This is a genomic window from Streptomyces cylindrosporus, from assembly GCF_022698165.1.
GTDB classification, from domain to species: domain Bacteria; phylum Actinomycetota; class Actinomycetes; order Streptomycetales; family Streptomycetaceae; genus Streptomyces; species Streptomyces cylindrosporus.
Genome location: NZ_JALDAY010000003.1, coordinates 1 through 24,994 on the forward strand (window position 1 = coordinate 1; position 24,994 = coordinate 24,994).

Here is a 24,994-nt window from a genome sequence, read left to right on the forward strand (position 1 = left end):
CTACGACGCCCTCAAGGACAAGCAGCAGAACCAGGTCATCCGGCTGGAGCACGGGCGGCCCATCCGTTTCGGCGGCACCCGCGGCGTGGTCCGCGACCGGGCCACCGGCGATCTGAAGGTGGTCGACGTGACGGACGACAACGAGGCGGACATCGTGGTCCACGACGCCCACTCCCCCTCCCCCACCACCGCCTTCGCCCTCTCCCGCCTCGCCGACCCGCACACCCTGCACCACACCCCGATCGGCGTCTTCCGCGCCGTCGACCGGCCGGTCTACGACAGGCAGCTGGCCGACCAGCTCGACACCGCGATCGAACAGAACGGGAAGGGCGATCTGGCCGCCCTCCTCGCCGGCAACGACACCTGGACCGTGGGGAGTTCCTCATGACGTACGTCATCGCCCAGCCCTGCGTCGACATCAAGGACAAGGCCTGTGTCGACGAGTGCCCCGTGGACTGCATCTACGAGGGTCCGCGCAAGATGTACATCAACCCGGAGGAGTGCGTCGACTGCGGCGCCTGCGAGCCGGTCTGCCCGGTCGAGGCGATCTACTTCGAGGACGACGTCCCCGGGGAGTGGTCGGCCTTCCGGGTGGCAGAGACCGAGTTCTTCGCCGAGCTGGGCTCGCCGGGCGGGGCGAGCGGCCACGGTCCGGTGGACGAGGACCACCCCGTGGTCGCCGGGCAGCCCGTGTCCACCGGCTGAGCGGCCCCGATCGGCCTGAGTGTCTCCTGCGCTCCGCCGTGACCTGTGCTTACTGTCGGCACGTCAGTTTCCGCGGTGGGAAGGGAGACGGGACGTGCGTGTACGAGGGGTGCCCGCTGTCGTGGCCGCGCTGCTCGCCGCGCCGGCGGTGACCGTGCCCGCGCACGCGGCGCAGACGAAGGAGCCGCTCCCGCTGGAGCGGCTATTCGACAACACGGCCGTCAGCGACGACGCCCGCCCGGCCGACGCGGACTTCGACGGCTCCGGAGCCTCGCTGTCGGCGCAGGACCTGGCGGCCGCCGGCTGGACACCGGGACGGGAACTCACCGTCCAGGGGGCCCGGCTGACCTGGCCGCGCCGGCAGCCGGGCGAGCCGGACAACGTCCGGGCCGACGGACAGACCGTGCGCGTCGGCGGCCGCGGTGACGCCCTCGCCTTCCTGGTGGCCGGCACGAGCGGCACCGACGTCACCGGCACGGGCTCGGTGTCGTACAGGAACGGGAGTCGCTCGACGTACCGGATCACCGCGCCCGACTGGCGTACCGGCCCGCTCGCCACGAAGGCGGTCGCGCTGCCGCATGTCAACGAGCCGACCGGCCAACTCGCCGAGCGGACGCGGCTGTACGTCGTGACGGTGCCGCTGGTGGCGGAGCGCGAGGTCGCCTCGGTGCGGCTGCCGCGGGCGGCCGGGCTGCATGTGTTCGCGCTGGCGGTACGGGGCTCGGTCCGGGGGTGGAGCGGAAGCTGGGGCGTTTCGACGTCCGGTTTTCCGGCCGTCGGACCGTGGAGCGACCGGACGCTGCGGCTCGTGGTGCACACCTCGGTGGGCGGGCCGCGGGTGCGGCTGCGGTTCGACAACACCTTCGCCGCGGCGCCGGTGCGGATCGGAAGCGCGACGGTGGCGGTGCAGCGGGCGGGGGCGACACCGGTGGAGGCGCCGGTGCCGGTGTCCTTCGGGGGCGCGGGCGGTGCCGAGATCCCGGCGGGGGCGCAGGCGTTCAGCGATCCGCTGGACTTCGTGGTGCCCGCGGGCGCCAACCTGCTGGTCAGCTTCCATCTGCCGGAGCTCGTGACGGCGGCGCCCGTGCACCGGCTGGCCGTGCAGCGGTCGTATCTGAGCGAACCCGGCGACCACTCGGCGGACGACTCCGCAACGGCGTATCCGACGGTCCTGACGAACTGGCCGCTGCTGACAGGCGTGGACGTGACCGGCGGGCCGGGATCCGTGGTGGCGCTCGGGGACTCGATCACCGACGGCGACCGGTCGACGACGGACGCCAACCGGCGCTGGCCCGATGTGCTGGCCGCACGGCTGTCGGAGCAGGACCTGGTCCCGCGCTACGGGGTGCTGAACCAGGGGATCTCCGGCAACCGTGTCGTCTCCGACCGCTACCCCGGCAACGGGGTCTCGACGGACTCGGCCGGTGTGAGCGCCCTGCACCGGTTCGACCGGGACGTCCTCGCCCAGACTTCGGTCCGCAGCGTGATCGTCTTCGAGGGGATCAACGATCTGCTGGCGAAGGCCACCGGCGCACAAGTGACCGCCGGACTGCGGGAACTCGCGGACCGGGCGCACGCACGGGGGCTGCGCGTACTGGCGGCGACGATCCTGCCCTGCGGGGGCCGGACGGGCTGCACGGCCGACGTGGACGCCGAACGGACCGCCGTCAACGACTGGCTGCGGAGCACGGGCCGGTTCGACGGCGTCCTGGACTTCGACGCCGTGATCCGCGACCCCGCCCTGCCGACGCGCATGCTGCCCGCCTACGACAGCGGGGACCATCTCCATCCGGGGGACGCCGGGCTGGCCGCGCTCGCCCGGTCCGTCGACCTGAAGCTGCTGTAGGCGTCAGACGTCCAGGTCCACCACCACCGGCGCGTGGTCCGAGGCACCCTTGCCCTTGCGCTCCTCCCGGTCCACGTACGCGTCCGTGACGGCCTTGGTGAACGGCTCGTTGGCGTACACCAGGTCGATGCGCATACCGCGGTTCTTGGGGAAGGCGAGCTGGCGGTAGTCCCAGTACGTGTACGGGCGGTCGTACTTGAGGGGGCGCGGGACCACGTCGGACAGGCCGGCCTCGCGCAGCGCGGCCAGGGCGGCGCGCTCGGCCGGGGTGACATGGGTGAGGCCCTCGAAGGCGGCCACGTCGAAGACGTCCTCGTCCGTCGGCGCCACGTTGTAGTCACCGAGGACCGCGAAGGGGCGGCTGCCCTGCGCGTCACCGGCGACGGCTGCCTTGAGGGCCTCGAACCACTGGAGCTTGTAGGCGTAGTGGGGGTGGTCCACCTCACGGCCATTCGGCACGTACACCGACCAGACGCGGACCGGGCCGCAGGTCGCCGAGATGGCCCGGGGCTCCTCCGCGCCGTCGTAGCCGGGGTCGCCGGGCAGGCCCTTGACGACGTCCTCCAGGCCGAGCCGGGAGACGACCGCCACGCCGTTCCACCGCCCGGTCGCGTTCACCGCCGCCTCGTAGCCCGCCGCGCGCAGCTCGTCGTACGGGAACTGCTCCTCGGCGAGCTTGGCCTCCTGCAGGCACAGCACGTCGGTGCCGCTGCTCTCCAGCCAGGCCAGGAGCCTGGGCAGGCGGGCGGTGATCGAGTTCACGTTCCAGGTCGCGATGCGCATGCCTCACAACCTACCGGGCAGGACTGACAACGCCCTCGCCCCGCCCGGCCGACAGCTGGGGCAGGCGCTCAGACCTCGGCGGAGTCGCCCGGCGTGAGCCGCAGGTGCTCGGCGCCGCCCAGCGCGCCGATCTGGCGGTCGTAGATGGGGCGGGCGAGATCGGTGAGCAGGGCGTCGTGGATGTCGTACGCGCGTTGCGGCTTGACCTCGCGGACGTAGTCGATGACCTCGGAGATCTTGCTCCAGGGGGCCATGACGGGGAGCATCAGCGTCTCGACGGGGTGGTCGGGGACGGTGAGGGCGTCGCCGGGGTGGAAGAGCTTGCCGCCGTCGACGAGGTAGCCGACGTTGGTGATGCGCGGGATGTCCGGGTGGATGACGGCGTGCAGTTCGCCGTGGACCTGGACGTCGAAGCCGGCCGCGGTGAAGGTGTCGCCGTGGCCGACGGTATGCACACGGCCCGGGAAGGCGGCGGAGATCTGCTCCGCCACGGAGGCGAGGGTCCAGATCTCGGTGGCCGGGTCGGCCTCCATCGCCGCCCGCAGCCGCTCCTCGTTGAAGTGGTCGGGGTGCTCGTGCGTGACGAGGATCGCGTCCGCGCCGATCGCGGCGTCCTCCTCGCTGAACCCGCCCGGGTCCAGGACGAGCGTCCGCCCGTCCTTCTCGAGTCGTACGCACGAGTGGGACTTCTTCGTGAGCTTCATGACTCTCATCCTGCCGCGTCCCGCACGCTCCGGGACGACACCAGCCCGGTGCTCTCGCCACCAGCCTGAAGATCACTCCTCGCCGCGGGTGCGCGGGTCACTCCTCGGGAGTGGTTTCCTCCTTTATGACCTGCTGGGCCACCTTGAACGCGCTGTTCGCCGCCGGTACGCCGCAGTAGACGGCCGCCTGGAGCAGCACCTCCTTGATCTCGGCCGGGGTGAGGCCGTTGCGCAGGGCGGCGCGCACGTGGAAGGCGAGCTCCTCCAGGTGGCCGCCGGCGACCAGGGCGGTGAGCGTGACGCAGCTGCGCGAGCGGCGGTCGAGACCGGGCCGGTCCCAGATCTCGCCCCAGGCGTAGCGGGTGATGAACTCCTGGAAGTCCCCGGAGAACTCGTCGGCCTGCGCCAGCGCCCGGTCGACGTGGGCGTCGCCGAGCACCTCGCGGCGGACCTTGATGCCGGCGTCGTACGGATCGGGCCGCCCGTTCGTCCGCGGGGGCACCACGGCCGCGGGAGCGATCTCGGCGATCGGCACGGACTGCGGAGGCTGCTGGGGCGCGGCGGCGAGCACCGGCTTGACCGGCGCCGCGGGGATGGCGATCTGGCCGGTGGAGGACTCGACGTAGCCGGGCTGCCAGGCCGTGGAGAAGTGCCGTACCAGCAGGTCGGTGACGGCGGCGGGCTGCTCGACCGGCACCAGGTGGGAGGCGCCGGGGACGACGGCGAGCCGGGCGTCGGGGATCCCGGCGACCAGGGTGCGGGCCTCGGCGGGCCCGGTGACCTTGTCGTCCGAGCCGACCAGGACGAGCGTCGGCACACCCACGCTGCCGAGCTCGGCCCGCACGTCGAAGGTGGCCAGCGCCTCGCACGCGGCGATGTAGCAGCCGGGGTCGGTGGTGCGCACCATCTGCACGGCCCAGTCGGTGATCGCGGGCTGCGCGGCGGCGAAACCGGTGGTGAACCAGCGGTCCGGGGACGTACGGGCGATCGGGTCGAGCCCGTTGGTGCGCACTATCACTCCGCGCTGCCGGAACTCGTCCGCCGTTCCGAACCGGGGCGAGGCGGAGATCACCGCGAGCGAGGCGAGCCGCTCCGGGTGGCGCAGCGCGAGCTCGACGCCGATCGCGCCGCCGAGCGCACAGCCCGCGTAGCCGAAGCGCTGCACGCCGAGCGAGTCGAGGGTGACCAGGAGCCGGGCGACGAGGTCGCCGACGGAGGCCGCGGGGTAGGCGGGGGCTCCGCCGTGTCCCGGCAGGTCGAACCGGAACACGCGCCACTGCTTGATCAGCTCGGGCACCTGCCGGTCCCACATGTGCCAGGTGGTGCCGAGAGAGGGACCGAGGATGAGGACCGGGGCGTCTTCCGGGCCGTCGAAGCGGTACTGGAGGGCGGGGGTCGTCGTCTCACTCACCGCTCCACGCTAACCGCCGTTTCTGTCCCTTACGCCCAGTGGCCCCCAGTCCTCACACCTGACTCCCGTGGATCACCCGCGAACCCTCACACCGCCTTCACGGGATGTCGGAGGAACGGGTCGAAGCGGTGGCCTGGAGGAGGCGGGTCGGCAGCACACGCGGCCTCGCGGGGCATCGCGGGCGGGCTCAGAGGTCGTTCGGTGTGCCCAGGCCGGTGAGGGCGCCCACCGGGTCCAGGTCGGGGGTGCCGCGGGGCCACCAGTCCTCGTCGCCCGGTTCCGACTCGTAGGCGTACCACAGGCCGTCGCGGCCGAAGCGGAGTTGGACGTGTCCGCGGGGGTGGCTGAGGTGGTTGCGCCAGGGCCGGAACGCCGGCAGGTCGGCGGCCAGGAGCAGGGGTCGGGCCCGGTCGAAGCGTCCGGCCGGTGGATCCCAGGGCTCCTCCAGCACCGCGAGCCCTTCCAGCCCGCCCTGCCGCCACGCGGCGACCGCGCGCGCCAGCTCGGACGGGGTGCGCTGGGCGGCGGAGGCGAGCGAGGCGTAGAGCGCGCGGGTGCCGGCGGTGAGGCCGGAGCCGGGGCGGGCGGCGGCGAGCCGGACCGCGTCCTGCCACAGCGTCAGCTCGCCGACCGGGTCACGGCCGGTGGTGAGCAGGGCGTGCGCGCGGGCGGCGGCGTCGGTGGCGAGCTGGTCGAGCGCGAAGGGGTCGGGGCCGCCCGGTGCGGCCGGGTAGGCCGGGGGCTGCTCGGGGTGCGCGGGCGCGGGCAACGGTGGCGGCAGCGGTGGGAGTCGGCGGGCCGCGAGCGCTTCGGTGGCGCGTACGCCGGGCAGCGGGGCGGGTTCCCGCTCCTGTGCGGCGCGGGCCGCGCGGGCGGCGTTGAGCCGGGAGAGGGCGTCGAGCAGCTCGCGTTCACCTCGGCCGCGGAGCAGGAGCAGTACGAAGGGGTCGGCGTCGAGGAGCCTGGCCGTCTGGTAGCAGAGGGCGGCGGCGTGCTTGCAGGGGTGACCGCGGTCGGGGCAGCTGCAGTGCGGGTCGAGATCGCGCGGCCCCGGCAGCAGCGGCACCCCGCAGTCCGCGAGCGAGTGCGGCAACTCCCGGTCCAGCAGGGCGGCGATGTGTCCGGGGCGCTCCACGGCGACGTCCAGAAACCGCGCCCACTCGGCGTCGTCCAGCGTCCGCAGCCGGACCTGGACGCGGTAGGGGCGGGGCCGGCTGCCCTGCACATAGGCGAGCACGACGCCTGGGGTGACGGTGATGGCGTCCACGTGCCCCTGCTCGGCATAACTCCGCCCACGGGCCAGCCGCTTGGGGTCCAGGGCGCCTTGTTCGAGCGCGGCGATCCAGGCGTTGCCCCACCAGGTTTCGGCGAACCGGGGGGAGGTGTCGGGACCGGCGTCGCTGGAAGAAGCGCGGGGCGCGGGGGACGGGAACGCCGGGAAGGTACGGCGCAGTTCGCCGTCGCGCGAGGGGGCGGCCATGGAGTGCGGGACCCGCGGGAGGGGCGGGGGCGGGGTGGCGCCGGGTGTCGTCGCGTGCGGGTGTTCCGCGGAGGGTACGAGGGTTTCGACCTCGTCACTGGCGATCGGTGCGGTTCGATGCGAGGCCGCGCCCTGCTCCGAATCGGCGTTGCTGTCGCCGGCCCCCTCCCCCGGCTCCTCCGCCCCGGTCGGCATCCGAAACGCGTTCGCCAGCAACTCGCGCAGCTCAAGGGCTCGTCCACCGGTACCACGCCCCCGTGCACCGCCCACCGACGTCCGCCGAGCGGCCACACCCCGGCCCGCCCCACTCCCGCGCCCGGCACCCCTCACCACCGCCTCGTCGGCCCGAGCCCGCCGCGCCTCCCCACGCGCAGCACGCAACGCCTCCCGCGCCGCGTCCCCCGGCCGCGGCCCCACCGCATCAGGACCGGACCGCCCCGACCCGACGCCAGATGTCCGCCTCGATTCATGCCCACCAGAGTCACCACCGGCCCCACCCGACACCGCGACGCCACCACCCAGCTCATCGACGGCCCCAGCGCCCCGACCCGACCCGACCGCGGACCCACCCGGAGTCACAACATCCCCACCCAGCTCATCAACCGACCCCGCGAGCCGCCCTGAGTTCGCCGTGACCCCACCCGAGGCCACAACGTCCCCGCCCGGCTCATCGACCGCCCCCACGCCCCGCCCCAAGCCGACCGCGGACCCACCCGAAGTCACAACCTCCCCACCCAGCCCGTCGACTGCCCCCACGCCCCGCCCTGAGCCGACCGCGGACCCACCGGACGTCGCAACGTCCCCACCCAGCTCATCAACCAGCCCCACGCGCCGCCCGGAGTCGGCCGTGACCCCACCGGAGGCCACAACGTCCCCGCCAGGCTCATCGACCGTCCCCACGCGCCGCCCTGAGTCGACCGCGGACCCACCGGACGTGGCAACGTCCTCACCCAGCTCATCAGCCAACCCCACGCGCCGCCCCGAGTCGGCCTCGGACCCGCCAAAGGTCACGCTGTCCCCACCCGACTCATCGACCGCCCCCGTGCTCCGCCCCGAGCCGACCACCGACCCGCCGGAGACCTCGCCGTCGACCCTCTGCTCATCGGCAGGCCCGTGCGCGTCGCCCGCGGCAGAAGGCACCTCATCCGTACGACCCCCTCCGGACTCCCCCTCCTCCACGCCCCGTTCGCCGCGCTCCCCGTCAGCCGCGGCGCGCCTGGCGGACAGCGCCTGCCTCAGCGCGGCCCGAGCGGCGTCGGCCGGCCGCGCCCCGCGACGCCCAGGTTGCACAGCGCCCCGCTCCGACGCCGCGCCCTCCTCCAAAGGCGACCCCTGCCCAGTCTGAACGGAACCCTGCGTTGCTTGAGCCGACCCCTGACCAGTCTTAGCGGTCCCCTGCCTTTCCTGAGCCGCCCCCTGCCCCGCCTGAGCCGACCCCTGCCTCGCCTGAGCCACCCCCCGCCCTGCTTGAGCCGACCGCTGCCCCGCCTGAGCCGCCCCCCGCCCTGCCGAAGCCAGAGCCGCCCCCTGCCCTCCCGCAGCAGACCCCTCCCTCGCCGGAGCCCCCTCCGTCGGCGCAGACTCCGCGTCTCCGCCCGGTACCGGCTCCCGCCGCTGCCGTGCCTCCCGCAAAGCCCGCCGGGCCTCGTCCGCCGGGCCGCCTGTCATGTCGGCCTCCTCAGGGACACCAGGTCGGACAGCTCGCGGTCGGTCAGTTCCGTCAGGGCCGACTCGCCGCTGCCCAGGATCGCGTCGGCCAACGCCCGCTTGGATTCCAGCATTTCGGCGATGCGGTCCTCGACCGTGCCCTCGGTGATGAGGCGGTGGACCTGGACGGGCTGGGTCTGCCCGATGCGGTAGGCGCGGTCGGTGGCCTGTTCCTCCACCGCCGGGTTCCACCAGCGGTCGAAGTGGATGACGTGACCCGCGCGGGTGAGGTTCAGGCCGGTGCCGGCGGCCTTGAGGGACAGCACCAGGACCGGCGTCGCGCCGCTCTGGAAGCGGTCCACCATGCGCTCCCGCTCGGGGACCGGTGTGCCGCCGTGGAGGAGGTCGACCGGGACCGCTCGGGAGGTCAGATACGCGGTGATCAGACGGGCCATTCCGACGTACTGCGTGAAGACGAGCGCAGAGCCGTCCTCCGCCAGCAGGGTGTCCAACAGCTCGTCCAGGAGGGCGAGTTTGCCCGAGCGGGCGAGGGCGCGGGCGTCGGCCGCGGGCTCCTCCTTGAGGTACAGCGCGGGGTGGTCGCAGATCTGCTTCAGCGCGCCCAGCAGCTTCAGCACCAGCCCCCGGCGTGCGATCCCCTGCGCAGTCTCGATGGCGAGCATCGACTCCCGCACCACCGCCTCGTACAGCGCCGCCTGTTCCCGGGTGAGCGGCACGGGATGGTCCGTCTCGGTCTTGGGCGGCAGTTCGGGGACGATCCCCGGGTCGGACTTCTTGCGGCGCAGGAGGAAGGGCCGTACCAGGCGGGCCAGTCGCTGTACCGCCTCCTCGTCCTCGCCGTTCTCCACCGCGCGCGCGTGCCGCGCGCGGAAGGACTTCAGGGGGCCGAGGAGTCCCGGGGTGGTCCAGTCGAGCAGGGCCCACAGTTCGGAGAGGTTGTTCTCGACCGGGGTGCCGGTGAGGGCCACGCGCGCGGGGGACGGGATCGTGCGCAGGGCCTTCGCCGTCGCGGAGTACGGGTTCTTGACGTGCTGTGCCTCGTCCGCGACGACCATGCCCCAGCGCTGCTCGGCCAGTTGCGGTGCGGCCGTGCGCATCGTTCCGTACGTCGTCAGGACGAAGCCCGCGTCGAGGCCGTCGAGGGTGCGGTCCGGGCCGTGGAAGCGGCGGACGGGGACGCCGGGGGCGAAACGGGTGATCTCCCGCTGCCAGTTGCCCAGCAGGGAGGCCGGGCAGACCACCAGCGTCGGCTCGCCGCGGGCACGCTTGAGGTGGAGGGCGATGACCGTGATCGTCTTGCCGAGGCCCATGTCGTCGGCCAGGCAGCCGCCGAGGCCGAGGGTGGTCATGAGGTCCAGCCAGGCCAGGCCGCGGAGTTGGTAGTCGCGGAGGGTGGCGTGCAGGCCCGGGGGCGGGGCGGCCGGCTGCACTCCTGTCGTGAGGCGGTCGCGCAGGGCGGCCAGGGCGCCGACCGGCACCGCCTCGACCGTCTCGCCGTCCACCTCCGCGCTGCCGGTGAGGGCGACGGAGAGCGCGTCGACCGGGTCGAGCAGGCCCAGTTCGCGCTTGCGGGCCTTGCGGACGAGGGCGGGGTCGACCAGGACCCAGCTGTCCCGCAGCCTGACGACCGGCCGGTGGGCCTCGGCCAGCGCGTCCATCTCGGCCTCGCTGAGCGGGTCCCCGCCGAGCGCCAACTGCCAGCGGAACTGGAGCAGTTCCTCGCTCTCGAAGAAGCCGGTGCCGTCGGTCGCCGAGCCGGGCGCGGGCCGTACGATCGCCGCCGCGGAGAGGTCCTGGGCCAGGTCCCGTGGCCAGTGCACGGCGACCCCGGCCGCCGCGAGCCGGGTGGCGGCCACGCCGAGCAGTTCGCCCAGCTCCTCGTCGGACAGTGCCAGCACGTCGGGCACGTCCTGCTCGGCGAGCCGGTCGAGCGGTGCCCAGATCCGGGCCGCGCGCCGCACGGCGAGGGCCGCGTCCACCCGTGCGCGTGGCCCGAACACCGCGTCGGCCTGGCCCGCCCACAGGGCCGCCGCGTCGGCCACGAGCGTGGGGTCGGCGAGGCTGTGCACCTGGACGATGGCGGCGCCCGCCATGCGCATGCCCTCCTCGCCGTCGAACAGCTCGTAGGCCGACAGGTCGAGGCGCAGCGAGATGCGCACGCCCGCGTCCATGCCCGCGGCGACCTCCGCCGCCCAGTCGTGGGCGCCGGGCAGCCGCTGCGGTCGGCGGTCGGCGAAGGGCTTCCCGGAGGCGTGCGGCGCGGCCGGGGTGCGGGGCAGGGTGTCCGCGACCGCGTCCAGGAAGGCACGCATCAGCGCCTCCGGCTCGGGCAGCCGGAGCGGGCCCGGGCCGGGCAGCGGGACCGCGTGGCCCTCGTACGGCAGGGCGGCGGCGACCGCCCGGATGTGCGCGATGTCGTCCGGGTCGAGCGGGCCGGCCCGCCAGGCGTCGTGGCCGGCGGCGGTCAGGCCGGGCAGCAGGCGTCCGCGGGCGACGAGCCGCAGGGCGTGCAGCGCGGCCGCTCCCCAGCAGGCGGTGGCGGGGTGGGCGGCCGGGTCGCGCCGGGCCCGGACGAGCAGCGGCAGGGCCTCGCCGACCGGGAGGGTGAGCGCGGGGGCGGTCCTGCGTCGTACTCCCGCGCCGTGCGGTCGTACGACGGTGAGCTCGGTGTCCTCGGTCGGCAGCTGCCCGCCGTCGGGGTCCCAGAAGGCGAGGCGGCCGTCCCTGGGCAAGGGCGCGGGCAGGAAGACGGCCGCCAGCCGGACCGGGACGGAATCCCCCGCTCCACGCTCCCGCTCGGCCACCGCGGCCGTGCCTGTGCTCATACGACCTGTCACCTCCCACCCGTGTGTCGGATCAGACGTCTTCGACTGTACGGGCGGGGTCTGACAATCGGCCCCGGCGACGGCGCGCCGGGGCCCGCCTGTCACGGAACGGTGCGGGAGACGACGTAGAAGAACGGGTTGTTCGGGTCGGCGAGGCTGACGACCACGTCCTGCGTCGGCTTCGGGTTCTTCTGCTTGTGCACGAGGCCGTACCAGGGGCCGGGGCCGTCGAACTTCCAGCCGGTGATCTTCTGGTCGCGGGCGCTGATGGTGATGTCGCCCTTCTTCAGATCGGTGCGCCTCACGCCCATGTCGGCGAGGAAGACGTCGAGGTTCCGCAGGGGCGTCTGGAACTGGACGTAGAGGCGGCTGGTCTTCCAGTTGTTGGTCTCGTAAGAGGCGACCTTGCCCGAGGGGTGCGGCATCGGCACCTGGTAGAGGCGGCGCTGCACCTTCGACGGCCAGCCCTTGGTGAGGCCGGTCGCCGCGTACTTGGCCTCCTTGTCCTTGCCGCTGTCGCGGCTCTGGGCGGCGGAGATCACCAGATAGCCGGCCGGGACGCCGATGAGCAGCCCGATGATGAGCAAAGTGATGGCCCGGCGGCGGATCTTGTGACGGCGGTCCTCGGCCGGCTGCCGGGGTTCGTCCGGGGGTGCCGCCTGGCGCGGCAGCGATGCCGTCATGCGGTGTCCCGGGTGGAGCGGCGGCCCTCGGTGTAGCGCGCGTAGCGCTCGTAGCGCTCCACCCGGCGCCGGTTGGCGCGGCGGAAGCGGCGGGCGACCAGGCGGGCCAGGTCGGCGGCGCCCACCATGCCGGCCTCGGGGCCGAGCTGGGCGCGCACGATACGGGCCTCGGGGCGGTAGCCGCGGCCGGTGAGCTGGCGCTTGAACGCGTCGCGCGCGGGGGCGATCAGCAGGTCGTCGGCCGCGGACACCCCGCCGCCGATGACGAAGCAGGACGGGTCGAGGGCGGCGGCGAGGTTGGCGATGCCGACGCCGAGCCACTGGCCGATGTCCTGGAGCAGCTCGATGCACATCGCGTCGCCCTCGCGGGCCAGCTCCGTGATCATCGGACCGCTGATGTCGCCGATCTGCCCCTTGACGTGCTCGATGATCCCGTACGCCACCGGGGAGTCGGCCGCGGCCAGCTCCTTGGCCTCCCGGACCAGCGCGTTCCCGGAGCTGTACTGCTCCCAGCAGCCGCGGTTGCCGCACGGGCAGCGGTGGCCGCCGGGCACGACCTGCATATGGCCGAACTCGCCGGCGACGCCGTACTTGCCACGCTTGACCTGGCCGTCCTCCAGTATCGCGCCGCCGATGCCGGTGCCGAGCGTGATCATGACCAGGTGGTCCTCACCGCGTCCGGCGCCGAAGCGCCACTCGGCCCAGGCGGCGGCGTTGGCGTCGTTGTCGACCAGGACGGGCACGGCGAGGCGGCCGGCCAGGCGGTCGCGCAGCGGCTCGTTGCGCCAGGAGAGGTGGGGTGCGAACAGGACGCGGTTGCGGTCGGCGTCGACCCAGCCGGCCGCGCCGATGCCGACCGCGTGCACGTCGTGCCGGTCGGACAGGTCGAGGACCAGCTCGACGATGGTGTCCTCGACGACCTTGGGGCTCTTGGACTTGTCCGGCGTCTCCGTGCGGAGCTTCTCCAGGATGTTGCCGTCGGCGTCGACGACGCCGGCCATCACCTTGGTTCCGCCGATGTCGATGCCGACCGTGGGGACACGGGGGGCGGTCAGGTGTGACCGACGCTCCCGGGTGCCGACGGTTCGCAGTGCGGGCGCGCGGCGGGAGCCTATGGGGGCCGTGAAGTTGCCGTAGGTGCTCATCAAGGCCCGATTCTGCCGCACGCTCACGGTGAGTGCCGAGCCGGGGAGCAAAGCAGGGTATGCCTTGCGGCACACGACCGACTTTGTCGCGACATTACGACAATCGGGGTTCCGTCGTTCGGATCCTCATGTCCGTACGAGCAGCTGGAACTCGAAGGAGTACCGGGTCGGGCGGTACGTGTGCGTGCCGTACTCGACCGCTCTGCCCGTGTCGTCGAAGGTCACCCGCTGCATCGTGAGGAGCGGCGCGCCCTCCGGTTCGGCCAGCCGGTCGGCCTCCGCGGCCGTCGCACCGCGCGCGCCGATGGTCTGGCGGGCGCTGTGCAGGGTGATACCCGCCGAGCGCATCATGCGGTACAGGCCGGTGGCCTCCAGCTGGGCGGTGTCCAGGTCCAGGAGGCCCGGGGGGATGAAGTTGCAGAGGTACGCCATCGGCTCGCCGTGGGCCAGGCGCAGGCGTTCGACCCGGTGGACGTCGCCGTCCTCGGCCACGCCCAGGGCCGCGGCGACCTCCGCGGTGGCCGGGACGACCGTGTTGACCAGCACCTTCGTGGCGGGGCGCTGGCCGGCCGCCTCCAGGTCGTCGTAGAGGCTGGAGAGCTCCAGCGGGCGCTTGACCTGGCTGTGCACGACCTGCGTGCCGACGCCGCGGCGACGCACCAGGAGGCCCTTGTCGACCAGCGACTGGATGGCCTGGCGGACGGTGGGCCGGGACAGGCCGAGCCGTGCGGCGAGCTCGATCTCGTTGCCCAGCAGGCTGCCGGGCGTGAGCGCTCCGTGCTCGATCGCCGCCTCCAGCTGCTGCGACAGCTGGAAGTACAACGGCACGGGAGAGCTCCGGTCCACACTGAGCTCCAGCGACACGGTCGGGTCCACTTCTGGTTTCGGCACCCGCCGAGCGTAGCTCCACGAGTTGTTGACGGGAAGTTGTGTAGTTCGATTGTCCGGACATACGCATTGACAGCGCGCACACCGAACCCCCACTTTGTTTCCATGCGCATCGGGGTCATCGGTACGGGGCGGATCGGCACCATTCATGCGAACACGCTCAGTCGTAACCGCGAGGTGGGGTCCTTGATCCTCACGGACGCGGATCCGGCGCGGGCCCAGGAGCTCGCGAACCGGCTGGGCGAGACCGCGGCTCCGGGGGTGGACGAGATCTTCAGGTGGGGCGTCGACGCCGTGGTCATCACGACGGCGACGGCGGCCCACGCCGAACTGATCGGTCGGGCAGCGCGCTCGGGGCTCCCGGTGTTCTGCGAGAAGCCCATCGCCCTCGACCTGCCCGGCACACTGCAGGCGATCGCCGAGGTGGAGACCGCCGGGACGATTCTGCAGATGGGGTTCCAGCGCCGTTTCGACACCGGCTACACGGGTGCCCGGGAGGCGGTGCGCTCGGGGCGGCTGGGCCGGCTGCACACCGTGCGGGCGCTGACCTCCGACCAGGCCCCGCCCCCGCCGGCCTGGCTCCCGCTGTCCGGCGGGCTGTACCGGGACACGCTGATCCACGACTTCGACATGCTGCGCTGGGTGACGGGACACGAGGTCGTCGACGTGTTCGCGGCGGGGTCGGACGCCGGTCCCCCGATGTTCCGGGAGGCGGGCGACGTCGACACGGGCGCCGCGCTGCTGACCCTGGACGACGGCACGCTCGCGACGGCCACCGCGACGCGGATGAACGGCGCCGGCTACGACGTCCGCATGGAGCTGGCCGGGGAGCGCGACCAGATCGTCGTCGGCCTGGACGACCGTACGCCCATCGCGTCCACCGAGCCGACCGGGCCGCCGGCCGCCGACAAGCCCTGGTCGGGCTTCCTGGAGCGCTTCGGGCCCGCGTACGAGGCCGAGCTGGCGGCGTTTGTCGAGGTGGTGCTCGGACAGCGGGCCAACCCCTGCGACGGACGCGAGGCCCTGCAGGCGCTGCGGATCGCCGAGGCCTGCGAGGTCTCCAGACGGGAACGCAGACCCGTGGCGCTCATCGAGATTCCGGGCGGGGTCGAGTCGGCGTACCGGTGAGTCCGGTTCGGAGGTCCGGTCGGCGTTCCGGTGAGACCGGTTCGGGGGCGAGTCGGCGTTCCGGGTGAGCGTGTGCCGTCACCGTACGCGCGGGTGTCACCACCGCACCGGCAGGCTCCGCACCCCCCTCATCAGCATCCCCGGCAGCCACTCGCCGGGCGGGCCGTCCGGAGCCAGGCCCGGCGCCCGCTCCAGCAGGGTGCGTATCGCCGTACGCGCCTCCAGGCGGGCCAGGGGCGCGCCCAGGCAGTAGTGGATGCCGTGGCCGAAGGCGAGGTGGCCGCGGGTGTCGCGGTTCAGGTCGAAGCGGTCCGGGGCCGGGTAACGCAGAGCGTCGCGGTCGGCCGCGGTGAGGCCGATCATCACCGCGTCGCCGCGCACGATCTTCGTGCCGGCTATCTCCAGGGTCTCCGCGGCGAAACGGAACGTCGCGTTCTCCACCGGCCCCTCGTACCGCAGCGCCTCCTCCACCGCGGCGTCCACGAGGTTCATGTCGGCGCGCAGGGCGGCGAGTTGGTCCGGGTGGGTGAGCAGGGCGTGGACGGCGCCGGTGATGAGGTTGACCGTCGTCTCGTGGCCGGCGATCAGCAGCACGAAGGCCATGCCGCGCAGTTCGCCTGGGGAGAGCCGGTCGCCGTCCTCCGCGGTCGTGCGGATCAGGTCGCTCAGCAGGTCGCCGCTCGGGCCGGCGCAGCGCTTGTCCTCGATCAGCTCCGTGAGGTACTCGGCGAGCCGCACGAACGCCTCGTACTCGCTCCCTGAGTCCCTTGGCGCGACGGCCTCCGTGGACATCTGCCGGAACGCCGTGCGGTCGATCTCCGGCACGCCGAGCAGCTCGCAGATCACGGTGATCGGCAGCGGGTAGGCGAAGGACTCCACCAGGTCCGCGTGGCCGCGCGGCAGCATCGCGTCGAGCAGTTCGTCGGTGATCTGCTGGATCCTGGGGCGCAGTTCCTCCACCCGGCGCATGGTGAACGCGCGGGAGACCAGGGCGCGCAGGCGGGTGTGCTGGGGCGGGTCGGTGGTCAGCAGGTGATCGCCGATCAGCTCCTCGTCGAGGAAGTTCACGCCGATCCTGCTGCCGTCTTTGGCCAGCCGTGGGTCGGCGAGGGCGGCGCGTGCCTCCTCGTACCCGACGACGAGCCAGGTCTCGTACCGGCCCTCGGCCCGCTCGCCGGTGAATCCGGGCACCAGTACCCGGTGCACGGGCCCGAGTTCGCGCAGCCGCGCGTACACGGGATGCGGATCCGTGCGGAAGCCGTCGCCGAACTCCGCCAGGTCGATCAGTTCCGCCATGCTCCTGCCGCCCCTCCCCCGTCCCCCGTCCGGTTCTCCTCCCGGTGCACGGACAACGCTCGGGGCGGCCCGCTAGTGCCCGTTCGCCTCCGGTTCCTCCAGCAGTCCCGCGTCGTACGCCAACAGAGCGATCTGCACACGGTTGTTGAGGTCGAGCTTGGCCAGGATGCGGGAGACGTGGGTCTTGACGGTGGCGACGCTCATGAAGAGGCCGGTGGCGATCTCGGCGTTGGCGAGGCCGCGGCCGACCGCGACGGCGACCTCGCGCTCGCGGTCGTTGAGGGTGTCGATGCGTTCACGCGCGCGTGCCCGCCGGGTGTCGCCGGCGCTGCCGACTGCGTGTTCCATCAGCTGCCGGGTGACGGTGGGCGACAGCACGGGGTCGCCGGTCGCGACCCGGCGCACCGCGTCGACGATCTCGGCGGGCGGGGTGTCCTTGAGGACGAAGCCGGCCGCGCCCGCGCGCAGGGCGCGCAGCACCTGTTCGTCGGCGTGGAAGGTGGTGAGTACGACGACCTGCGGCGGGTCCTTGCGGGCCCGCAGCCGCTCCGTGGCCGTGAGCCCGTCCACCGACGGCATCCGGATGTCCATGAGGACGACGTCCGGGCGCGTGCGGTCGACGAGGGCCTCCACCTCGGCGCCGTCGGCGGCCTCGCCGACGATCTCGACGTCGTCCGCGCCGCCCATCATCAGGGACAGGCCGGCCCGCACCAGGGGATCGTCGTCGACGAGGAGCAGTCTGATCGCAGTCATGGGGTTACGTAATCACGGTTGCGGCAACGGGAGATGCCCCGTCGGCCACTCCAGGGCGTCCCGGCGGGCACGCGCGCGTGTTCGCCGCGCGAGTGCCGGTGGGCGGAAGCCGAGGCCCGCCTGTCGAGCACGCGCGCGTGCACCGCCCGCGAACGGGCGAACCCGAGCCGAGGCCGCCCCGCCGGGCACGCGCGCGTACTCGCCCGCCGTCGGACGCGTGAACAGGAGCCGGGGCCGGTCCCGTCGCGCACGCGCGCCCTCCCGCACTCGCCGCCCGCTGACGAGTGAGCACGAGCCGAGGCCGGTCCGTCGCGCACGCGCGTGCTCACCCCCACGGCAGCCGGGCGCGGACGAGGAAACCGCCGCCCGCCTCCGCGCCGTGCTCCAGCCGGCCCCCGGCCAGCGTGGCCCGCTCGGTCAGTCCGATCAGGCCCTGCCCGGAGCCGGGGACGGGCGTCACGTCCCCCTCGGGGGCCGGGTTGCGCACGGTCATGACAAGGCCGTCGCCGGGGCTGCCCTCGACGGTCACGGTGACCTCCGCGCCGGGTGCGTGCTTGCGGGCGTTGGTGAGGGCCTCCTGGGCGATGCGGTAGGCGGTGCGGCCGACGGAGGCGGGGACGGCGGCGGGATCGCTCACGCGGTTGACGAGGGTGACCTTCATGCCGGCCTCGCGGGACTCGGTGACCAGCGCGTCCAGGGCGGCGAGCGTCGGCTGGGGCCGGCCCGCGTCGTCCGGCTCGCCCGCCCGCAGTACGCCGATGATCTCCCGCAGGTCCTGCAGCGCCTCGTGCGCGCTCTCCCGGATGACCCCAGCCGCCCGCGCGACCTCCTCCCGGGGCGCGTCGGGCCGGAACTCCAGGGCGCCCGCGTGCACGCTGAGCAGGGTCAGCCGGTGGGCGAGGACGTCGTGCATCTCCCGGGCGATGGCCTCGCGGGCCAGCCGTTGCGCCTGCTCGGCGCGCAGCCGCGCCTCCGTCTCGGCACGCCGGGCCCGGTCCCGCAGGCTCACCATGAGCTGCCGCTTGGAGCGGACGAACATGCCGAAGACGACGACCGTGACGGCGAACAGCTCGGTGAACGCGACCGCCCCGGCGTACGGCAGGTCCGGGTCTGGGCGCATCCAGTAGAACAGCGGGATCAGGGCGAGCTGGGCGCCGCCGATCCAGGCGACGTACCGGAACGGCCGGTGCACGGCGAGGGTGAAGACGGCGATCATCGCGGCGCCGCCCGCCGTGTTCGACAGGAAGCCCACGGGGATCATGGCGACGGCGAGCCCGAGCGGCCAGCGGCGGCGCAGCCAGACCGCGGCGCAGGCCAGGGCGCCCAGCAGTTGGTCGAGGACGGCGAGGGAGTGCGGGGTGTGCGGGTCGTTGTTCAGGGTGTCGGCGGCGGCGAGGCCGATCGCCACGGCCAGCACGAAGCAGGTGAAGTCGACGATCCAGTCCCGCGCGGTGCGCCGGGGCCGTCCGGACCGGCCGGCGTCGGGGTCGATCTCGTGGAGCACGGCGGACGGGAACAGCCACCTGCGCCCCACGGTTCCCGGCCCGGCCGGCGTCGCCTCGTCATCGTTCACGGTCGACAAATCTACGCAGCACAGGGCCCGGGCACCTCTCCTCGCGCGGGATCCCCGACCAAAGTCGCGGCGCCTCAGACTTTCGGCGGCGGGCCCCGCGGGAAGCGGAACTTCCGTCGGACGCGCCTCGCCCCGCGGACGATGTGCGTGGGGGGTCCGCGGGGCGAGGGTCGTGCCATGAAGCGGTTGCTGGAGCTACTCGGTCTCCTTGCCCTGGTACAGGGTGTGCTGGGCCTGCTGCACGAGTTCACCCACTGGCATGTGGGCCTCGTCCAGCGGCTCGGCTTCCTCGACGGCTACGGGATCTACGCGAGCGTCGCCCTGCTGGTGCTGGCGTTCGCGCTGTTCGCCGCCGCGGAGAGCCGGAAGTCCGGCTGAACGCGGACCGGACTCCCGGCTGGTCGCGCCGTTCCTGGCCGGCCGTGCCACCGAGCGGGGGAAGTCGCTCAGCAGCCGAAGTCGATCAGGTCGAACGTGACGTAGTGGTCCGCGGTGTAGTAGTCCTCCTGGTACTCCTCACCGGTCACGATGCGACGGGCACCGCGCGTGGACGAACCGGGCGTCTTGACCGTGTACTCGTGGTAGTAGCCGGACGGCTGGGAGGGCAGGACGCCTTCCGAGTTGCGGAAGACGGTGCCGTCCTGCGAGTACGGGAAGGGGCCGCCCGAGTCGATCAGGTCGAGCGTGTCGTACGCCTGGGAGGGCAGGTCGCTGTAGCAGATGCTGCCGACAGCGGCGGACGCCGGAGTGGCTGCGACGGTGCCGCCCACGAGCAGGGCGGACAGAAGAGCGGCTGCGGCGCCGATGCGGGTGGCGCGTGGGGGGAATCTCATGCCCCACATGATGACGCGCGTAGACCGTGGCATGTCAATGACAACTCCGGAGATTTTCCCGGCAAGTCCGATGAGTTTTCCGGGAGTTAACGTGGGGCCGCGCGAGCGCACACGGCCCCCACGAGAGGTCCGTCAGGGGTTCTCCGGGAGCTCGTACGAGCCGTACTCGGGCCGCCCCGCCAGGTCGTACGTCTGGATGGAGACCCCGCCCGCGGTGACCCTGCCGCCGGTGTGGTGGAACCTGGTCGGTACGGCGCCCTCCGTGAAGAAGCGGCGGCCCGAGCCCAGCACCACCGGGAAGGTCGCCAGGTGGAGGGTGTCGACGAGGCCGAGCGCCAGCAGGGACTGCACCAGGGCGCCGCTGCCGTGCACCTGGAGCTCGCCGTCGGTGCGCTCCTTGAGGGCGGTGACCTCCTTGGCCAGGTCGCCGCTGATCACGGTGGTCGCGGACCACTCGGGGTCGGTGAGGGTGGACGAGGCCACGTACTTCGGCAGCGCGTTCAGCTGGGCGGCGATCCGGTTGGCCGGGTCGGTGATCTTCGGCCAGTACGAGGCGAAGATGTCGTACGTACGGCGGCCGAGGAGGAAGGCGGCGGGGTGTTCGAAGACCTCGGCGATGAACCGGCCGAAGTCCTCGTCGCCGTAGACGAAACTCCAGCCGCCGTGTTCGAAGCCGCCCCTGGTGTCCTCCTCGGGGCCGCCGGGGGCCTGGTAGACGCCGTCGAGGGTGACGAAGATCGTGGAGACGAGCTTGCCCATGATGGGTGCCTGCTTCCTGGTGCGGGGTCTGTTGTCATCACCTCAGACCGCGCGGGCCCCCGCAACTCATCGCTTCACCCGGCGTGGGTGGAGAACAGTCCTCCGGTCGGGCCCTGCTTGTCGCCGCCCTGGGCCTTCTTCAGGGCGTTGGCCAGGCTCTCGATGGTGAGGGACTGCAGGATCACCCGGCCGTTGCCCTCCAGGGTGGCCAGGGAGAGGCCCTCGCCGCCGAACACGGCGTTCATCATGCCCTGGCGGTTGAGGCCGCCGATGCGCTGGACGCCGTACTGGATGCCCTCCTCGAAGGCGACCACGCAGCCGGTGTCGACCTCGATGCGGCCGCCGAAGTCGGCCGGGTTCAGGTCGATGAAGTTGCCGGCGCCCGCGATGATCACCGTGCCGTGCCCGGTGAACTTCTCCAGGACGAAGCCCTCGCCGCCGCTCGTGCCGGTGCGGCCGCCCTGGAAGGCGATGCCGAAGTCGACGGTGGACTCGGCGGCGACGAAGGCGTCCTTCTCGGCGAACCACGCGCGCGTGCCGTCGAGTTCCAGGGCGCGCATCTCGCCAGGGAGCACGCCCGCGAACCCGACGGTGCCCTCGCCGCCCTGGGAGGTGAAGTACTGGAACGCCAGCGACTCGCCCGCGAGCATGCGCTGGCCGACCTGCATGGCGGTGCCCATGGCCTGGCGCAGCATGCCGCCCATGCCGCCGCCGCCCTGCTGCTGGCCGCCGTTGTTGCCGGACGGGCCGGAGAGGCGGGTCTCCATGGTCACGTTCGTGGTCTTGAAGAGGAACTTGCCCGCCTCGCAGTACACGGTCTGCCCGGGGCGCAGGTTGACGACCGCCATCTGCATGGCGTTGCCGACGATCTCTTGCTGAAGTGTCACGTGAGGAGAACGCCGGAGGTGGAGCAAAGAGTTCCGGCCGTACGACCTCGGTGTCCGTTCGCCGCCAGCGCCCTCGGGCGACGGCCGCTGGGATGGACCCATGACAACCACTTACGGATCTCTGAACGGCAAGGTGGCCCTGGTGACCGGCGGCAGCCGGGGCATCGGCGCGGCGACGGCGCTGCGGCTGGCCAGGGACGGCGCGGACGTCGCGCTCACCTATGTGAACGGCAAGGGGGCGGCCGAGGAGGTCGTACGGCGGATCGAGGCGCTGGGGCGCCGGGCGGTGGCCCTGCGGGCGGACTCCGCGGTCGCGGACGAGGCGGCGGGCGCGGTGGAGCGTACGGCTCGGGCGCTGGGCGGGCTGGACGTGCTGGTGAACAACGCGGGGGTGGGGGTGCTCGGGCCGGTGGGCGAGCTGTCCCTCGCCGATGTCGACCGGGTGCTGGCCGTGAATGTGCGCGGGGTGTTCCTGACCTCGCGGGCGGCGGCCTCCCGGATGGCGTCCGGGGGACGGATCATCACGATCGGCAGCTGTATGACGCAGCGGGTGCCGGGGCCCGGCGGGACGCTGTACGCGACCAGCAAGTCGGCGCTGATCGGCCTGACGAAGGCCCTCGCCAGGGAGCTGGGCGCGCGCGGGATCACGGCGAACATCGTGCATCCCGGACCGACGGACACGGACATGAATCCGGCGGACGGGCCGTACGCGGCGGATCAGGCGGCGATGACCGCGGTGGGCCGTTTCGGGACGGCCGAGGAGGTGGCGGCGACCGTCGCGTATCTGGCGGGGGCGGACTACGTGACGGGGGCAGAGTTCGCGGTGGACGGAGGCCACGCGGCGTGAGCACCACGTGGGGCGCACCGGAAGTGTCGGACCGGTGCGCCCCACGCGCGCGTGTCAGCCGCCCAGCTCCTGGTGCCGTGCCGCCAGCGTGCTCGCGCCCTGTTCCGTCAGGGAGCCGTACAGGCGCAGGCGGGAGATGCCGCCGTCGGGATAGATGTCCACGCGCGCGTGCGTGCCGATCGCCGGGGTCGGGAGGACGAAGCGGTGGTTGGTGTCGGGCTGGAGGCGGGTGCGCGGGAGGATCTCCGTCCAGTCGCCGCTCTCGCCGTCCTTCACCGACACCGACGCCCAGCCGGCGCTGTTGCCCTTGAGGTACGCCGTGTCGATCTCGAGCGCGCGGATCTGCGACTGGGCGGCGAGGCGGTAGCGGATCCAGTCGTTGCCCTGGTCGCGGCGGCGGCGCGTCTCCCAGCCGTCGTCCATCTTGCGGGAGCGGCCGGGCTGGATGGTGTTGGTCGCCGGCGAGTAGAAGAGGTTGGAGGCGTCCTCGACCTGGCCGCCGTTCTCCAGGGCGACGACGTCGAAGGTGCCGAGCGTCTCCAGCCACTTCGGGTCGGGGACCACCTCGCCGTAGACCCGCAGGCGCGCGATGCCGCCGTCGGGGTGCTGGTTGACGCGCAGGTGTGTGAAGCGCTGTTCGACGGAGACGGCGAAGCCGTTCGCCGCGTGGCCGCCGACCGGGGTGCGCGGGACGAGCGTCGTCCACTTCACGTCGTCGCCGAGGAGTTCCTCGGGGGACGGGGAGCCCGCGACCGACGTGCCCTCGACCGACACCGCCTGCGGGTAGTTGCCGCGGAAGTGGGCCGTGTCGACGACGATCCCGCGTACGACGCCCGGCGCGCCGAGCCGTACCAGCGCCCAGTCGTGGTCCTCGGCCGTGGGCCAGGGGTGCTCGGCGGAGGCACCGCGCCGCCGCCGGGTCTCCCAGCCGTCCATGATCTTGCCCTTGTGCCCGAAGTGCTCGGGGTCGAACTCGGCCCGCTCGGACACCAGCAGGTTCTCGCGCTGGGCGAAGAACTCGTCGTTGGCGGCGATGACTCCGGCGCCCAGCCGGCGGTCGGCCAGGTCGGCGTACTGGGTGAACGGGAAGTCGGCGGTGCGGTAGTCCGCGTAGGGGTCGCCGCCGCCGTAGGGGTTCGCGTCGCCGGTGAAGCTGGGTATCGCCGTCACGGTGATCAGGTCTGCCTTTCGAGGTCGATGGGTGGGATTCAGTCGGTCCGGGTGAGCAGTCGCCCCTTCGGCTCGGTGAACTCGCCGTCCGCGACGATCCGTTCGCCGCGCAGCCAGGTCGACCGCACGACGCCGTACAGGGTCTTGCCGGCGTACGCGGTGACGCGGTTGCGGTGCTGGAGGGCCGCCGGGTCGACGGTGAAGGTCTCGTCGGGCGCAAGGACCGCGAAGTCGGCGTCGCGGCCGGCCTCGATGGCGCCCTTGCGGTCGAGTCCGACCAGTTCGGAGGTCCGCGACGACATCCACCGCACCACGTCCTCCAGGCCGTGCCCCCGTCGGCGGGCCTCGGTCCAGACGGCCGCCAGGCTCAGCTGGAGGCCGGAGATGCCGCCCCAGGCAGTCGCGAAGTCGGCGGTCTTCAGGTCGGCCGTGGACGGGGAGTGGTCGGTGACCACGCAGTCGATCGTGCCGTCGGCCAGCGCCTGCCACAGCAGGTCCTGGTTGGCGGACTCGCGGATGGGCGGGCAGCACTTGAACTCGCTCGCGCCGTCCGGGACTTCCTCGGCGGTCAGGGTGAGGTAGTGCGGGCAGGTCTCGACGGTGAGCCGGACGCCGTCCGCCTTGGCCTGGGCGATCAGCGGCAGCGCGTCGGACGACGACAGGTGCAGCACGTGCACGCGCGCGTCGAGACGCTTCGCCTGGGCGATGAGCTGGGCGATCGCCGTGTCCTCGGCGTCGCGCGGGCGGGAGGCGAGGAAGTCGGCGTACTTGGGGCCGCCCTGCTGCGGGGCCGCCTCCAGGTGGTGCGGGTCCTCGGCGTGCACGATCAGCAGGCCGCCGAAGGAGGCGATCTCGGCCAGGGACCGGGCGAGCTGGTCCTGGTCCAGGTGCGGGAACTCGTCCACGCCGGACGGCGACAGGAACGCCTTGAAGCCGAAGACGCCGAACTCGTGCAGCGGGCGCAGGTCCTTGACGTTGTCGGGCAGGGCGCCGCCCCAGAAGCCGACGTCGATGTGCGCCTTGTCGGCGGCGACTTCCCGCTTCGTACGGAGGTTGTCGACCGTGGTGGTCGGCGGGAGGGAGTTGAGCGGCATGTCGACGAGGGTGGTGATGCCGCCGGCCGCCGCGGCGCGCGTGGCGGTCCAGAATCCCTCCCACTCGGTGCGGCCCGGGTCGTTCACGTGCACATGCGTGTCGACCAGGCCGGGCAGCAGGACGTCGTCGCCGAGGTCCTCCAGCCGGGCGCCCTCCGCGACGGGGGCGTCGTACGGCTGTACGGCCGTGATCCTGCCGTCGGCGACCTCGACCGAGGCCGCGCGCGTCCCCTCGGGCGTGATGACGCGCGTCGAGCGCAGCACCAGTTCTACGTCGGACACCCCGACCCCTCTCTCTGCCGCCGTTGCTTCCGAGACACGGGATTTACTTCCACGTAACGGAATTCAACGTTCTGTTGAAGGAGTCTTCACTCCCGCTTCCGCGTCGTCAAGGGCACACTTCTCCAGAGTGCTCCACACGCCTCCACTCTGGACGTTTCCACAAGGCGGAATTAGAATTCCGGCAAGCAGAACGTAGCTACGCACAACCGGGGAGTCAACCGACCGCCGGGTAGG

General features: G+C 72.8%; 22 protein-coding genes and 1 pseudogene. 7 read left to right on the top strand and 16 right to left on the bottom strand.

Features of this window, described 5'->3' with window-relative positions; all coding sequences use genetic code 11:
• The 3 genes and pseudogenes from MQP27_RS09320 to MQP27_RS09330 all read left to right on the top strand — a co-directional run.
• Positions 1-388, top strand: a pseudogene (locus MQP27_RS09320) (2-oxoacid:ferredoxin oxidoreductase subunit beta); the annotation flags it as partial.
• Positions 385-705 (top strand): ferredoxin, encoded by a 321-nt coding sequence (gene fdxA / locus MQP27_RS09325; protein WP_242763684.1) that lies wholly within the window; start codon positions 385-387, stop codon positions 703-705. The pseudogene MQP27_RS09320 and the gene fdxA, both read left to right, overlap by 4 nt.
• Before the next feature lie 94 nt (positions 706-799).
• Positions 800-2,551 (top strand): SGNH/GDSL hydrolase family protein, encoded by a 1,752-nt coding sequence (locus MQP27_RS09330; RefSeq protein ID WP_242763686.1) that lies wholly within the window; start codon positions 800-802, stop codon positions 2,549-2,551.
• A 3-nt stretch (positions 2,552-2,554) separates the two neighbouring features.
• Here MQP27_RS09330 and MQP27_RS09335 read toward each other — a convergent pair whose 3' ends face one another.
• The 4 genes from MQP27_RS09335 to MQP27_RS09350 form a co-directional block, all read right to left on the bottom strand.
• Positions 2,555-3,334, bottom strand: coding sequence for an exodeoxyribonuclease III (locus MQP27_RS09335; RefSeq protein ID WP_242763689.1), 780 nt, complete (start codon positions 3,332-3,334; stop codon positions 2,555-2,557).
• Positions 3,335-3,402: 68 nt separating this feature from the next.
• Positions 3,403-4,038: an MBL fold metallo-hydrolase gene (locus tag MQP27_RS09340; protein ID WP_242763691.1), complete on the bottom strand. Its 636-nt coding sequence runs from the start codon at positions 4,036-4,038 to the stop codon at positions 3,403-3,405.
• Between the two features lie 97 nt (positions 4,039-4,135).
• Positions 4,136-5,449, bottom strand: coding sequence for a bifunctional 3-oxoadipate enol-lactonase/4-carboxymuconolactone decarboxylase PcaDC (gene pcaDC / locus MQP27_RS09345; protein ID WP_242763695.1), 1,314 nt, complete (start codon positions 5,447-5,449; stop codon positions 4,136-4,138).
• 187 nt (positions 5,450-5,636) lie between these two features.
• Positions 5,637-7,124 (bottom strand): SWIM zinc finger family protein, encoded by a 1,488-nt coding sequence (locus MQP27_RS09350; protein ID WP_372511151.1) that lies wholly within the window; start codon positions 7,122-7,124, stop codon positions 5,637-5,639.
• A gap of 273 nt (positions 7,125-7,397) precedes the next feature.
• On the opposite strand from MQP27_RS09350, the gene MQP27_RS09355 reads away from it, so the two are divergent.
• Positions 7,398-7,553 carry a hypothetical protein gene (locus tag MQP27_RS09355; protein WP_242763701.1) on the top strand — a complete coding sequence of 52 codons (156 nt, stop codon included), beginning with the start codon at positions 7,398-7,400 and terminating at the stop codon, positions 7,551-7,553.
• Positions 7,554-8,593: 1,040 nt separating this feature from the next.
• Here MQP27_RS09355 and MQP27_RS09360 read toward each other — a convergent pair.
• From MQP27_RS09360 to MQP27_RS09375, 4 genes are all read right to left on the bottom strand, one after another.
• Complete coding sequence (locus tag MQP27_RS09360; RefSeq protein ID WP_242763704.1) at positions 8,594-11,422, bottom strand: SCO1167/SCO6262 family helicase; 2,829 nt, start codon at positions 11,420-11,422, stop codon at positions 8,594-8,596.
• 101 nt (positions 11,423-11,523) lie between these two features.
• A complete protein-coding gene (locus tag MQP27_RS09365) occupies positions 11,524-12,105 on the bottom strand; it encodes a sugar kinase (RefSeq protein WP_242763707.1) in 582 nt (193 codons plus the stop codon).
• Positions 12,102-13,250 (bottom strand): ROK family glucokinase, encoded by a 1,149-nt coding sequence (locus tag MQP27_RS09370; protein WP_242763710.1) that lies wholly within the window; start codon positions 13,248-13,250, stop codon positions 12,102-12,104. The genes MQP27_RS09365 and MQP27_RS09370 overlap by 4 nt, the downstream gene beginning before the upstream one ends.
• A gap of 126 nt (positions 13,251-13,376) precedes the next feature.
• Positions 13,377-14,114 (bottom strand): GntR family transcriptional regulator, encoded by a 738-nt coding sequence (locus MQP27_RS09375; RefSeq protein WP_242765047.1) that lies wholly within the window; start codon positions 14,112-14,114, stop codon positions 13,377-13,379.
• A 129-nt stretch (positions 14,115-14,243) separates the two neighbouring features.
• Between MQP27_RS09375 and MQP27_RS09380 the strand changes: the two genes are divergently transcribed.
• Positions 14,244-15,266, top strand: a complete 1,023-nt coding sequence (locus MQP27_RS09380; RefSeq protein ID WP_242763712.1) for a Gfo/Idh/MocA family protein — start codon at positions 14,244-14,246, stop codon at positions 15,264-15,266.
• 96 nt (positions 15,267-15,362) lie between these two features.
• Here the strand turns inward: MQP27_RS09380 and MQP27_RS09385 are convergent, their stop codons facing one another.
• From MQP27_RS09385 to MQP27_RS09395, 3 genes are all read right to left on the bottom strand, one after another.
• Complete coding sequence (locus MQP27_RS09385) at positions 15,363-16,562, bottom strand: cytochrome P450 family protein (RefSeq protein WP_242763715.1); 1,200 nt, start codon at positions 16,560-16,562, stop codon at positions 15,363-15,365.
• Between the two features lie 72 nt (positions 16,563-16,634).
• Positions 16,635-17,315, bottom strand: coding sequence for a response regulator transcription factor (locus MQP27_RS09390; RefSeq protein ID WP_242763717.1), 681 nt, complete (start codon positions 17,313-17,315; stop codon positions 16,635-16,637).
• A 325-nt stretch (positions 17,316-17,640) separates the two neighbouring features.
• Positions 17,641-18,897 (bottom strand): sensor histidine kinase, encoded by a 1,257-nt coding sequence (locus MQP27_RS09395; protein WP_242763720.1) that lies wholly within the window; start codon positions 18,895-18,897, stop codon positions 17,641-17,643.
• Positions 18,898-19,065: 168 nt separating this feature from the next.
• On the opposite strand from MQP27_RS09395, the gene MQP27_RS09400 reads away from it, so the two are divergent.
• Positions 19,066-19,266, top strand: a complete 201-nt coding sequence (locus MQP27_RS09400) for a hypothetical protein (protein ID WP_242763723.1) — start codon at positions 19,066-19,068, stop codon at positions 19,264-19,266.
• A gap of 68 nt (positions 19,267-19,334) precedes the next feature.
• On the opposite strand, the gene MQP27_RS09405 is transcribed toward MQP27_RS09400, so the two are convergent.
• The 3 genes from MQP27_RS09405 to MQP27_RS09415 form a co-directional block, all read right to left on the bottom strand.
• Positions 19,335-19,721, bottom strand: coding sequence for a guanyl-specific ribonuclease (locus tag MQP27_RS09405; RefSeq protein WP_242763725.1), 387 nt, complete (start codon positions 19,719-19,721; stop codon positions 19,335-19,337).
• Positions 19,722-19,853: 132 nt separating this feature from the next.
• Positions 19,854-20,480: a dihydrofolate reductase family protein gene (locus MQP27_RS09410; protein WP_242763727.1), complete on the bottom strand. Its 627-nt coding sequence runs from the start codon at positions 20,478-20,480 to the stop codon at positions 19,854-19,856.
• A 74-nt stretch (positions 20,481-20,554) separates the two neighbouring features.
• Positions 20,555-21,367 (bottom strand): AIM24 family protein, encoded by an 813-nt coding sequence (locus MQP27_RS09415; RefSeq protein ID WP_242763731.1) that lies wholly within the window; start codon positions 21,365-21,367, stop codon positions 20,555-20,557.
• Positions 21,368-21,467: 100 nt separating this feature from the next.
• Here MQP27_RS09415 and MQP27_RS09420 point away from each other — a divergent pair, with 100 nt between their 5' ends.
• Positions 21,468-22,214 carry a 3-oxoacyl-ACP reductase family protein gene (locus MQP27_RS09420; protein ID WP_242763733.1) on the top strand — a complete coding sequence of 249 codons (747 nt, stop codon included), beginning with the start codon at positions 21,468-21,470 and terminating at the stop codon, positions 22,212-22,214.
• A gap of 54 nt (positions 22,215-22,268) precedes the next feature.
• Here MQP27_RS09420 and alc read toward each other — a convergent pair whose 3' ends face one another.
• Positions 22,269-23,384 (bottom strand): allantoicase, encoded by a 1,116-nt coding sequence (gene alc, locus MQP27_RS09425; RefSeq protein WP_242763736.1) that lies wholly within the window; start codon positions 23,382-23,384, stop codon positions 22,269-22,271.
• Between the two features lie 38 nt (positions 23,385-23,422).
• The gene (allB, locus tag MQP27_RS09430) at positions 23,423-24,760 is read right to left on the bottom strand and encodes an allantoinase AllB (protein ID WP_242763739.1); all 1,338 of its coding nucleotides are present in this window, start codon (positions 24,758-24,760) and stop codon (positions 23,423-23,425) included.
• Between the last annotated feature and the right edge of the window lie 234 nt (positions 24,761-24,994).

What these genes read in the sequence shown, in the direction of transcription:
- fdxA (WP_242763684.1), top strand. Translation starts at nt 385, where the DNA reads ATGACGTACGTCATCGCCCAGCCCTGCGTCGACATCAAGGACAAGGCC.
- MQP27_RS09335 (WP_242763689.1), bottom strand. Translation starts at nt 3,334, where the DNA reads ATGCGCATCGCGACCTGGAACGTGAACTCGATCACCGCCCGCCTGCCC.
- MQP27_RS09340 (WP_242763691.1), bottom strand. Translation starts at nt 4,038, where the DNA reads ATGAAGCTCACGAAGAAGTCCCACTCGTGCGTACGACTCGAGAAGGAC.
- MQP27_RS09350 (WP_372511151.1), bottom strand. Translation starts at nt 7,124, where the DNA reads ATGCCGACCGGGGCGGAGGAGCCGGGGGAGGGGGCCGGCGACAGCAAC.
- MQP27_RS09355 (WP_242763701.1), top strand. Translation starts at nt 7,398, where the DNA reads ATGCCCACCAGAGTCACCACCGGCCCCACCCGACACCGCGACGCCACC.
- MQP27_RS09360 (WP_242763704.1), bottom strand. Translation starts at nt 11,422, where the DNA reads ATGAGCACAGGCACGGCCGCGGTGGCCGAGCGGGAGCGTGGAGCGGGG.
- MQP27_RS09365 (WP_242763707.1), bottom strand. Translation starts at nt 12,105, where the DNA reads ATGACGGCATCGCTGCCGCGCCAGGCGGCACCCCCGGACGAACCCCGG.
- MQP27_RS09370 (WP_242763710.1), bottom strand. Translation starts at nt 13,250, where the DNA reads ATGAGCACCTACGGCAACTTCACGGCCCCCATAGGCTCCCGCCGCGCG.
- MQP27_RS09380 (WP_242763712.1), top strand. Translation starts at nt 14,244, where the DNA reads ATGCGCATCGGGGTCATCGGTACGGGGCGGATCGGCACCATTCATGCG.
- MQP27_RS09385 (WP_242763715.1), bottom strand. Translation starts at nt 16,562, where the DNA reads ATGGCGGAACTGATCGACCTGGCGGAGTTCGGCGACGGCTTCCGCACG.
- MQP27_RS09390 (WP_242763717.1), bottom strand. Translation starts at nt 17,315, where the DNA reads ATGACTGCGATCAGACTGCTCCTCGTCGACGACGATCCCCTGGTGCGG.
- MQP27_RS09400 (WP_242763723.1), top strand. Translation starts at nt 19,066, where the DNA reads ATGAAGCGGTTGCTGGAGCTACTCGGTCTCCTTGCCCTGGTACAGGGT.
- MQP27_RS09405 (WP_242763725.1), bottom strand. Translation starts at nt 19,721, where the DNA reads ATGAGATTCCCCCCACGCGCCACCCGCATCGGCGCCGCAGCCGCTCTT.
- MQP27_RS09410 (WP_242763727.1), bottom strand. Translation starts at nt 20,480, where the DNA reads ATGGGCAAGCTCGTCTCCACGATCTTCGTCACCCTCGACGGCGTCTAC.
- MQP27_RS09420 (WP_242763733.1), top strand. Translation starts at nt 21,468, where the DNA reads ATGACAACCACTTACGGATCTCTGAACGGCAAGGTGGCCCTGGTGACC.